Here is a 1286-nt window from a genome sequence, read left to right as displayed (position 1 = left end):
TCAGAGGTGGCTCGGGAAATCTGCACAGCCAGGATAAGTGGAATTTCTGCCTGACTTCGGCTTAGATGCCGGGAACAGGAGATACCATGACGAGACGACCGCGCCGGAACCATAGCCCGGCTTTCAAGGCAAAAGTGGCGCTCGCCGCCATTCGAGGGGAGCAGACGCTGGTGGAACTGTCCCAGCAGTTTGACGTGCACGCCAACCAGATCAAGCAATGGAAAGACCAGCTCCTTGAGGGGGCGACGGGTGTTTTTGGTGATGAGACCAAGGCGGAACCGACGAGTCCAACCGTCGATGTCAAAACGCTGCACGCCAAGATCGGGGAGCTGACGCTGGAGAATGATTTTTTAGCCGGAGCGCTCGGCAAGGCGGGATTGCTGGGCGGAAAGAAATGATCGACCGCGAGCATAAGCTATCCGTCGTGCGCCAGGCCAAGCTTCTCGGCTTCAGCCGTGGCAGTGTCTATTACTCGCCGCGTCCGGTGTCTGACGGCGATCTGGCTCTGATGCGCCGGATCGACGAGTTGCATCTCGACTACCCATTTGCCGGAAGTCGGATGTTGCAAGGGCTCTTGAGGGGAGAAGGGCTACAAACCGGTCGACTGCACGTCGCCACGCTGATGAAGAAGATGGGCATCGAGGCGATCTACCGTCGCCCGAACACGTCGAAACCGGCACCTGGGCACAAAATCTATCCCTACCTCCTGCGCAAGCTGGCGGTCACCCGACCCAACCAGGTCTGGGCAATGGATATAACGTATGTTCCGATGGCTCGCGGATTTGTCTATCTCTGCGCCGTTGTGGACTGGTTCAGCCGGAAGGTTCTGTCGTGGCGACTGTCGATCACGATGGAGGCAGCCTTCTGCATCGAAGCAGTCGAGGAAGCGCTGGCCCGTTATGGCAGACCCGACATATTCAATACCGACCAGGGCTCGCAGTTCACCTCGATGGACTTCACGGCAGTATTGAAGAAAGCCGAAATCGCCATCTCGATGGATGGCAAGGGGGCGTGGCGGGACAACGTCTTCGTCGAGCGGCTCTGGCGGTCGATCAAATACGAGGAAGTCTACCTCCACGCCTATAAGACCGTGTCCGAGGCCCGTGTCGGCATTGGCCGATATCTGACTTTTTACAACAGCCGACGCCCACATTCATCCCTTGACCGGCGGACACCGGATCAGGCCTACTTCAACGCGCTGGCACCAATGATGGTGGCGGCATAATCGAGGCGGAAATCCACTTAGAAAAACGCCCGAAACTGTTCAGACAAACCGAGCCACCTCT

General features: G+C 57.9%; 1 protein-coding gene. It reads left to right on the top strand.

What is annotated here, in order from left to right:
* Positions 1-86 precede the first annotated feature (86 nt).
* Positions 87-1225 (top strand): IS3 family transposase gene (locus PL597_RS25900; RefSeq protein ID WP_271366646.1). Its coding sequence is split into 2 segments (ribosomal slippage): positions 87-354 and positions 354-1225, totalling 1140 coding nucleotides; the frame shifts between segments, so codons are not numbered across the junction.
* The last annotated feature ends 61 nt before the right edge of the window (positions 1226-1286 follow it).

The organism is Agrobacterium sp. ST15.13.013 (assembly GCF_027956525.1).
Lineage (GTDB): Bacteria > Pseudomonadota > Alphaproteobacteria > Rhizobiales > Rhizobiaceae > Agrobacterium > Agrobacterium salinitolerans.
This window is presented reverse-complemented; position numbering and strand designations above follow the sequence as displayed.